This window comes from Achromobacter sp. D7-1 (assembly GCF_059760445.1).
Genome location: NZ_JCBAMT010000144.1, coordinates 1 through 9,017 on the forward strand (window position 1 = coordinate 1; position 9,017 = coordinate 9,017).

10 protein-coding genes are annotated in these 9,017 nt (G+C 66.3%); 3 read left to right on the plus strand and 7 right to left on the minus strand.

Going from position 1 to position 9,017, the window contains the following annotated elements; all coding sequences use genetic code 11:
- Positions 1-47 precede the first annotated feature (47 nt).
- A complete protein-coding gene (locus AC6LKD_RS31940; protein WP_013395962.1) occupies positions 48-1,064 on the minus strand; it encodes an amino acid ABC transporter substrate-binding protein in 1,017 nt (338 codons plus the stop codon).
- A 50-nt stretch (positions 1,065-1,114) separates the two neighbouring features.
- Positions 1,115-2,443, minus strand: coding sequence for an aspartate aminotransferase family protein (locus tag AC6LKD_RS31945; protein WP_498118485.1), 1,329 nt, complete (start codon positions 2,441-2,443; stop codon positions 1,115-1,117).
- A 149-nt stretch (positions 2,444-2,592) separates the two neighbouring features.
- Between AC6LKD_RS31945 and AC6LKD_RS31950 the strand changes: the two genes are divergently transcribed.
- Entirely contained in the window at positions 2,593-3,492 is a 900-nt protein-coding gene (locus tag AC6LKD_RS31950) for a LysR family transcriptional regulator (RefSeq protein WP_498118486.1), read from the plus strand.
- Here the strand turns inward: AC6LKD_RS31950 and AC6LKD_RS31955 are convergent.
- Complete coding sequence (locus AC6LKD_RS31955; protein WP_498118487.1) at positions 3,480-4,523, minus strand: histone deacetylase family protein; 1,044 nt, start codon at positions 4,521-4,523, stop codon at positions 3,480-3,482. The genes AC6LKD_RS31950 and AC6LKD_RS31955 overlap by 13 nt on opposite strands.
- A 128-nt stretch (positions 4,524-4,651) precedes the next feature.
- Positions 4,652-5,233 carry an XAC2610-related protein gene (locus AC6LKD_RS31960; protein ID WP_498118488.1) on the minus strand — a complete coding sequence of 194 codons (582 nt, stop codon included), beginning with the start codon at positions 5,231-5,233 and terminating at the stop codon, positions 4,652-4,654.
- Positions 5,234-5,378: 145 nt separating this feature from the next.
- Here AC6LKD_RS31960 and AC6LKD_RS31965 point away from each other — a divergent pair, with 145 nt between their 5' ends.
- Positions 5,379-5,780: a hypothetical protein gene (locus AC6LKD_RS31965; RefSeq protein ID WP_492274429.1), complete on the plus strand. Its 402-nt coding sequence runs from the start codon at positions 5,379-5,381 to the stop codon at positions 5,778-5,780.
- 6 nt (positions 5,781-5,786) lie between these two features.
- Here the strand turns inward: AC6LKD_RS31965 and AC6LKD_RS31970 are convergent, their stop codons facing one another.
- The 3 genes from AC6LKD_RS31970 to AC6LKD_RS31980 form a co-directional block, all read right to left on the minus strand.
- Positions 5,787-6,407 carry a hypothetical protein gene (locus tag AC6LKD_RS31970; RefSeq protein WP_498118489.1) on the minus strand — a complete coding sequence of 207 codons (621 nt, stop codon included), beginning with the start codon at positions 6,405-6,407 and terminating at the stop codon, positions 5,787-5,789.
- Positions 6,408-6,459: 52 nt separating this feature from the next.
- Complete coding sequence (locus AC6LKD_RS31975) at positions 6,460-6,858, minus strand: hypothetical protein (protein ID WP_013395955.1); 399 nt, start codon at positions 6,856-6,858, stop codon at positions 6,460-6,462.
- Positions 6,859-6,942: 84 nt separating this feature from the next.
- The gene (locus tag AC6LKD_RS31980; RefSeq protein ID WP_041656179.1) at positions 6,943-7,836 is read right to left on the minus strand and encodes a LysR family transcriptional regulator; all 894 of its coding nucleotides are present in this window, start codon (positions 7,834-7,836) and stop codon (positions 6,943-6,945) included.
- 107 nt (positions 7,837-7,943) lie between these two features.
- Here AC6LKD_RS31980 and AC6LKD_RS31985 point away from each other — a divergent pair.
- Positions 7,944-9,017, plus strand: a 1,074-nt coding sequence (locus tag AC6LKD_RS31985) for a TerC family protein (RefSeq protein WP_498118490.1), incomplete at its 3' end; no start/stop codon positions are given.

Sequence of the window (9,017 nt, forward strand, 5' to 3'; positions counted from 1 at the left end):
CCCGCGGAATTTCCGCGGGCGCGGCTTTTTCTTGCGCAATGGCGGGGCTAGCGCACCGGCCAGCCGTACATCAGGCCGCCGTCGCGCCATTGCGCGTTCAACGCGCGCGGCAGCTTCATCGGGCTGCTCATGCCCAGGTTGCGCTCATAGCTTTCGCCGTAATTGCCCACTTGCTTGACGATGTTGTAGGCCCATTTGTCGTCCACGCCCATGTTGCGCCCCATGCCGGGTGTCACGCCCAGGATGCGCTGCACGTTGGGGCTGTTGGCCTTGAGCTGCGCATCGACGTTGGACGAAGTGATGCCGAATTCCTCGGCCTCCAGCATCGCGTTCAGCGACCAGCGCACGATGTTGATCCAGTTGTCGTCGCCCTGGCGCACCATGGGGCCGAGGGGGCTCTTCGAAATGTTCTCGTCCAGGATCACATAGCTCTCGGGGTTTTCCAACGTCATGCGGGAAGCGGCCAGTTGCGACTTGTCGGAGGTGAAGGCGTCGCAGCGTCCGGCCGAAAAGGCGCGCACGATCTCGTCGTATTTCTCGATGACGACCGGCTTGAAGCGCAATGACTGCGAGCGGAACCAGTCGGCCAGATCGAGTTCGGTCACGGTGCCGGGCTGCACGCAGACCGTGGCGCCGTCCAGTTCGCGCAGCTTCTTCACGCCCAGCTTGTCCGACACCATCACGCCCTGGCTGTCGTAGTAGTTGACCGCCACGCTCAGCAGGCCGAGCGTGGTGTCGCGCGCCATTGTGGGCGTCACGTTGCGGGTCAACACGTCGACCTCGCCGGACTGCAACGCGGTGAAGCGAGCCTGGGTGGTGAGCGGCGTCAGGCGGTACTTCGTCGCGTCATTGAACACCGTCGCCGCGATGGCGCGGCACATGTCCACGTCCAGGCCGTGCCAGGTCCCCTTGCTGTCGGGCGCGGAAAAGCCTTGTATGCCGGTCGATACGCCGCATTGCAGATAGCCCCGCTTGCGTACCGTGTCGAGCGTGGGGCCGGCGAATGCCTGGCTGGATACGGCGGCCAGCGCCAGGGCGCAGATGGCGTATGTGCGTCGGTGCATGTCGTTCTCCTGCCGGGCGGGCCGGCGCCGGATGGTTGCGGAAAGGGGCTTCAGGCGGCGCGCGCGGACGGCTTGGCGATCTTGTCCAGGCTTTCCGTCAGAGCCTGGTCCAGGATCGCAATGGCGCGGTCGATCTCGGCGTTGCTTACGGTCAGCGGCGGCGCGATGCGCCACACCGAACCGCGTTCAGGACGGCGGCGGATGTTCATGGACAGGCCCAGTTCGAAGCAGCGCTGCGTGGTCAGCGCGCCGAGCTGGTGATAGGGTTCGCGGGTATTGCGGTCGCGCACCAGCTCCACGCCCAGCAGCAAGCCCAGCCCGCGCACGTCGCCGATGGCTTCATGGCGCTGCTGCAGTTCCAGCAAACCGCGACGCAGGTAGTCCCCCTGGGTTCGGGCGCGTTCGATCAGGCCTTCGCGCTGGATGGTATCCAGCACGGCCAGGCCCACCGTGGCGGGCAACGGGTCCGATACGTGGCTGGTGTAGAAGGTGAAGCCCTTCTCGTGCACGTCCTGCTCGATGGCGGGCGTGGTGACGGCGGCGGCCAGCGGCAGGCCGCCGCCCAGCGTCTTGGACACGCTCATGATGTCGGGCGTGACGCCGAAGTACTCGGAGCCGCTGCGGTAGCCGATGCGGCCGAATGCGGTCTGTGCCTCATCGAAGATCAGCAGCATGCCGCGCGCGTCGGCCGCCTGCCGCAGCGCCTGCATGTAGGACTTGGGCGGCACCAGCACGCCGCCCGCGCTGATGACGGGCTCGACGATGATGGCGGCCGGCCTGCCGGCGGAAGCCATGTCGAACATCTTCAGGCCAATCTCCAGGCAGGCCAGCGCGGATTGCTCGGCGTCCATGCCGGCGATGTAAGGACGGTAGGCGTTGGGTTCGGGCATGACGAACACGCCGGCGGGCGGCACGCCGTAGCCCTTGCGGTCGCTGGCATAGGAAACCGAACCGGCTCCGCTGGTCACGCCGTGCCAGGAGCCGCCGATGGCCAGGATCTCGAAGCCGCTCTTGTGCATCTTGGCCATGCGCAGGGCGATTTCGTTGCTTTCCGAGCCGGTGTTGACGAAGATCGACTTGCTCAGGCCTGCGGGCATCCAGTCGCGTGCGACGGTGGCTGCCAGCTGGGCCACAGCTTCCGGAATCATGCCGCTGAAAAAGTGGAAGGCGGTTTCGCCCGCCTTGTGTACCGCCTCGACGATGGCTGGATGGTTGTGGCCGATGGTGGCGCACATCTGGCCCGAGGTGAAGTCCAGGATCTCGCGCCCGGTGTCGTCGCGCACGATGGCGCCCCGGGCGGACGTGAACAGATTGGGGAAGGTATCGCCGCCGTAGCGTACGAGATATTCGCGGGCAGCGGCGCGCAGGGTTTCATCCATGTTTACACTCCGTGGCGTGTGGGCTCCAATGCGGAACCGATGGCCGCAGTGTCGGGCAGGGCGCGGACATCGTCCAATGCGAACTAAGCATGCGCGCCGATGCGTCGCGCGCATGGCCGATGCGGATTACGCATGACGCAAGGAGCACTATGGATACCCGGTGGTTGCAGGACTTCATCACGTTGTCGGAGGTGCGCAATTTCACGCGCGCCGCCGAGGCGCGCAATCTGTCGCAGGCCGCGTTCAGCCGCCGCATCCAGAGCCTGGAGAACTGGGCGGGCGCGCGCCTGATCGACCGCACGGCGTTTCCCACCCAGCTCACCGAGGCGGGAGAACGCTTCCGTGGCGCGGCGATAGAACTGATCAACCAGTTGGCTGAGGCGCGCGCCGGTATCGCAGGCGTGCCGGCGCAGAACCAGTTGCGTCTGGCGACTTCCTATGCGCTGGCGACCGCGCATTTGCCGAAATGGTGGCGGACCTGGAGCGAGGGCAAGTTGCTCAGCTGCAGCCTGCAGACGGGCAATGTGCACGACACGGTGTCGGCCTTCACCTCGGGTGCGGCGGATTTCCTGATCTGCTTTCATCAGGTGGCCCAGCCCTTGCCGCTGGATCCCGCGCGCTACGACTGCCTGATACTCGGTCGCGAGCTGATCCGGCCGTACGCGGCGCGGGCGCTGATCGAGCGCACCGGCTTGGACCTGCCCGGCACGGCAGCCCGGCCGGTTCCCTTGCTGATGTACTCGGCCAACGTCTACTTCGGACGCCTGATCGATGCGGCGATCGAAGGGGCCGCGGCGCCGTTGCATGGCGTGCGCATGTTCGAGGCCGAGATGTCGGACGTGCTGGGCGACATGGCCGCCCAGGAACTGGGCGTCGCCTGGCTCGCGGATAGCGCGGTGCAGCGGCTGGCGTCGGCGGATCTTGCACCGCTGGCCAGCCGCCTATGGGATATCGAGGTGTCGATCCTGGCGTTCAAGGACCGCGCCGACTCGCGCCCCGCGGTGGAATCGATGTGGCAGCGGATGCGCGCGACCGCTCAGCCGGCGTAGCCTTCCAGCACGTTGGCGACGTTGATGCCCACGTCCGCCACGGCATAGCCGCCTTCCATCGTGAACACCGCCGGCAGGCCCAGGCCGGCCAGCAGGCGGCCCACGTGCAGATAGTCGGCGCTCTTGAGCTGGAACTTGGAGATGGGGTCGCCTTCGTAGGTGTCCACGCCCAAGGCGATCACGACTGCGTCCGCGTTGAAGGCGCGCACGGCGGCCAGTCCCTGTTCCAGCGCCTGGGTCCAGGCGGCAAAGCCCGTGCCGGCGGGCAGCGGCAGGTTCAGGTTGGCGTCCAGGCCGGCGCCCGCGCCGCGCTCATCGGCGTAGCCCAGGTAGAAGGGGTACTCGGTGGTCGGGTCGCCGTGGACCGACACGGTCAGCACGTCGCCGCGTTCGTAGAAGATGCTTTGCGTGCCGTTGCCGTGGTGGTAGTCCACGTCCACGATGGCGACGCGTTCGGCGCCGGCTTCGCGTAGCGCCTGCGCGGCCAGCGCCGCATTGTTCAGGAAGCAATAGCCGCCGAAGAAATCGGGACCAGCATGGTGGCCGGGCGGGCGCGTGAGCGCCATGGCGGCGCGCGGGCCGCCCGCCGCGGCTACGGCGCGCGCGGCGTCGATGGCGCAGGCGGCGCCCGCAGTGGCGGCTTCCCAGGTGCCGGCGGTCAGCGGGCAGCCGCTGTCGAACGAGAACAGGCCGACCCGCGCGGCGAAGTTGGTGGGTTCTATATCGTGGCGGAAGCCGCGCACGGGCCAGATCGAGGGTAGGACGTCCAGTTCGGCGTTGGCCGGGTCCAGGGCAACCCAATCGTGCCAGGCGCTGGCCAGGAAATCCACGTAGCGGGGCGTGTGCACGCGCTTGACCAAGCCCAGGTCCGCAGCCGAGGGCATGCGCAATTCTCCGATGCCGCGCTGGCGCAGCGCCTGCAGCACGAACTCCAGGCGCGCCGGGGTCTCGTGGCAGGGCACCAGCTTGCCGCGGAACATTTCCTGCCGGCCAGCATGTTTGTCATGGACAGGGTTGTGGAAGATCAGCACGGCGGGGATGTCCTCGGACGTAGAGCCAGGAAGGCGGAAGCGCAACTATAGCGGCCGCGATGCTTGCGGCGCCACGGCTGGCGCGCGACGGCACGGGTTGGGGCGGGTGCTTCCCGGCGTGTGCGCGCCTAAGGGCCAGGCCGCGCGACGCATTTTCCGGCCTGGGACCCCGGGTGCGGAATGCGCCGCTCGGACTCGCCTTCGCGCCGTGTCCAGGAAATGGCCTGCGCCGTGCCGTCCGGACATACCCGGTATTCCTCGAAGCCATAGGTGTCGGCGCTGTAGCGGCACGCCACGGAAAAGACAGGTTTGCTTGCGTCGAACACGGGGTTGACGAAGCCGCGGCAGGGACTGGCCGCAGCATCGGGATGCGGCATTTCGAGAAAGCGTCCTTCCTGCGGGCGGTACAGGAATATGCGCGAAATAGCCTGTGTGCTCCCGCCGGTCTGGCCGACGACGAAGTCCCGGTAGCCATCATGGTCCACGTCCACGTCCTGGAACTGGTCGATGTCTTCGTCGCCGTCGAGGCGAGGGATTTCCTGCGCAGTGCCGTCGCCCACGCGTACGCTCAGGCGCTGCTCAGGCAGTTCGGAAACCGTTACCACGGCAGACAGGCCGGGGCGGATCGAATAGGGGTAATCGCGCGCGGCGGCGTTCTGGCTTAGCGCTGACAGCGCGGCTAGCGCCGCCACGGACAAGAATGCTCTCATGGGGCGCCCTCCGCGCCATCGACTCGGTGAGGCATTATGCCGCAGCGGCTTGCGGGGAAACCAGGATCCCTCACCCCGCGTCGGGCGGTGGATCCTGGGTAGAATTCCAAGATACGCAAGATCGCCGCGACGCGCTCCGCCCGCCATGAATTTTCCGTTTCCCATCCGTCAAGAATGTCCGCCGGGCGCATGCGTGTGCGACCGGGAGCGGCTGCTGGCCGATCCGGCCGCGGACATCCGCGTGCTGCGGCTGACCAAGGAAGAGGAGAAGCGCCTGGTGGCGCGGCTGGAGAACATCTCCAGCCTGGAGGACCTGCGCGCCATGCAGGGACGCATCCAGGCGCAATTGGGCATCGTGATCCTCATCACGCCCAGCGAAAACGAGGTGCGCACTTCGCGCGGCATTGCGATCCAGCTGGAGGACCAGCTCGGCTTGTGCCGCAAGACGCGCACGGCGATCCCCGCCGCCATCCGCCGCGGCTTCGACAACCGACCCGAGATCGTCTATGCGTTGCTGAACGAGCGCGACCTGCTCAGCGGCACCTGAGCGTGTTCAGGACTTCTTCGCCGCGCCGCAGGGCGCAAGCGGCACCACGTCGGCAGGCGCGCGTCCGGCGTCCGGACGCGTCGCATCGCGCTTCTTGCCCAGGCTGACCGGGTAGATCAGCAGCACCGCGCTGCCGGTTTCCAGCTTCGGATCCTGCTTGGTGCCGTAGGCCACGGTCCAGCCGCGCACGGCCAGGGGGGCCAGCGTGTACTGCAAGGCGGAACCTGGCGAGACATGCGCGACCTTGCCGGCAAACAGATCCTGCTGATGCGTTTCGGCGCCGTTGGCGCTGACATAGGTGGCGATGCTGACCAGCGCCGCGCCATTGCCGGGGCGGCCCAGCACCGCGGTCTTGTATTTGCCGGGAGGGATGTCGGTCAGGTTGACCGTGAGCGGTCCGGCCGCGTTCCCTTTGGAATCCAGGCTGACCCCGTTGATTTCGGCGCGGGCCAGGGGGGAGGTGCCGGTGTTGCGCACGCGCACGCTGTATTCCCCGGAAGTCCCCGTGACCGTGCAGACCTCGACGCCGTAGGCGGCGCGCGCAGGATGGGCCTGTGCTGTCGTGGCGGCCGTGGCCAGCAGGGCCGCCAGGAACAGCTTGGGGACAGGGGAATGAACGATGGGCACGGCACGCTCCTATAAGGAGGCAGCGCGCCGGGTTGCCGCGTTGCCTGCCCTATTACACCACTTGGCGGCCGGGCGCCGCGGCCTGCTCGCGCTTGCCGGCCAGCCAGTGGAGGATCAGCGCCAGCACCAGCAGGCCCACCATGATGAAGCCCCAGAAGATCCAGGCCAGCACCGAGATCAGCGTGCCGAGGCTGCCGGCGAAGGGCAGCATCTGGTTCAGGCCCTGCGCGGCCCACACCAGGCCGCCTTGCAGCGTCTGCAGCCAGGCGGGGTCGACCCAGGCCGCGGCCCAGGCGGGCGGCACCCATTGCGACGTGTCCAGCGCCGTGCCGGGCACCTGAGTCGTGGCGATGGTCGACAGGACCCAGTTGGTCAGCTGCAGCGTCAGCGCAACCAGCCCGGTCCAGAGTGCGGCGAGCACGGCGAAGGCGAGCCAGATGATCTTTTTCATTGAGGTGGTACTCCGATGTTTCTAAAGAGGGGCCACGATAAGGCGGATTCTATTTCTGAAAAACCAGCGTGGTTGTGACAAACATTAAGAAAAAACCGAAGTCTTGGCCTTAGCGAGCACGATCTGGACCAATGGATGGTGCTGTCCGCGGCGGTTGCGGATGGCGTGGATTTCTTCGTGCACGTCGTCGCAGCGGGCCAGGGGGCGCAAGCCCCGCAGCACGCCGATGTCACCGCCGCCCAGGCGGCTGAGCGGAAACACGCCCAGGCCGCGGGCCGCAAACACCGACATCAGGGCGCTGTCTTCGAATTCTCCCACCACATTGGGATAAATGCCTTGTTCGCCGAACCAGCGGTCCAGCGTCTGGCGCAGCACCGAATGGCCGGTGGGCAGCAGCACCGGCAGGCGCTCCAGGCAGCGCGGGAAATCCTGCGTGTCGGCCTTGCGCACCAGCTTGGCGGGGCCGTACCAGTCCACTGGCGAGGACACCAGGCGGTCGCTGGTGAGGCGCAGGTTGGGGTTGGCGGGCGCGCCCTGGCCGGCCAGCACCAGGTCCAGGTGATGCTGGGCCAGTTCGCCCAGCAGTTCCTCAACCTCGCCCTCGTGGCAGGTCAGGCGCAGGTCCGGGGTGTGCAGCACCGGACCCAGCAGGGCTTGCGCGGCCAGTTTCGAAATGCCGTCGGACAGGCCCACCGACAGGCGCATCACGGGCTTGGTGGCCGCCGCGCGGACCTCCTGGGGCAGCACCTGCCCGATCTGGAAGATTTCTTCGGCGCGGGCGAAGGCGGCTTCGCCCGCGTCGGTCAGCGCCACGCCGCGCCCGGCCGGTTTGAGCAACTGGTGGCCCAGGTTTTTTTCCAGTTCGCGCACTTGCGCGCTGATGGTCTGGATGGCCATGTCCAGCCTTTCGGCGGCGCGGGAAAACCCGCCTTCCTTGGCGACCATCCAGAAGTAATACAGGTGTCGGTAATTGAGCATGGCAGGAATCACTTCGGTTTTTTCGAACCTTAACTCACTTTCAGGCTGATTTCTCCATTTGCCCGGGATCCGGATCATGGGCCCCTTCGAACACAAGCGGGAACATCATGGACACCTTGCTCACCTTACTCTCCGCCGATTTCTTCGGTACACCGGCCTGGAGCTGGCTGCTATTCATCGGCATCGTGGTCGCCTTGCTGGCCTTTGACCTGGGCGTGCTGCACAAGGAAGACCGCGAGATCGGCGTGCGCGAGAGCCTGCTGCTGTCCGCCGGCTACATCAGCGCGGCGCTGCTGTTTGGCGCTTGGGTCTGGTGGCAGATGGGTTCCGCCAGCGGCATGGCCTACTACACGGGCTTCATGATCGAGAAGTCGCTGTCGATGGACAACGTCTTCGTGATCGCGCTGATCTTCAGTTTCTTCGCGATTCCGCGCCAGTACCAGCATCGTGTGCTGTTCTGGGGCATCCTCGGCGTGATCGTGCTGCGCGCCATCATGATAGGCCTGGGCGCGGCGCTGGTCAGCAACTTTGGCTGGCTGCTGTACCTGTTCGGCGCCTTCCTGGTGTTCACCGGCATCAAGATGTGGATGATTGCGGACCAGACGCCCGATATCGCGTCCAACCCGATCCTGAAGTTCCTGAAGCGCCGCATGCGCGTCACCGAAGGGCTGCGCGGCAACGCGTTCTGGGTGATGGAGACGGATCCGGCCACGTCGAAGAAGGTGCGCTGGGCCACGCCGTTGCTGCTGGCGCTGGTGTTGATCGAGTTCGTGGACCTGTTGTTCGCGGTGGACTCGGTGCCGGCGATCTTCGCCATTACCACCGATCCGTTCATTGTCTACACCAGCAACATCTTCGCCATCCTGGGCCTGCGCGCGCTGTACTTTGCACTGGCTGCGATGATCCACCGCTTCCACTACCTGAAGTACGCGCTGGCCCTGGTCCTGGTTTTCATCGGCACCAAGATCTTCCTGGTCGGCTTCATCGGCAAGGTGCCGGCGGTTGTATCGCTGTCCGGGGCCCTCGGCCCGGTCGCTGGCGGCGGGTTTTTTTCCCGGCTCTTTTACACATCTGACGCTGCCGCCGCCCCACCTTTGGGGGGGAGCTTGGGGGGTGTGGCGGCACATCAAAAAAATACAAAAAATATAGCACATATGTGTCGCAGGCTCGTGAGGACATCG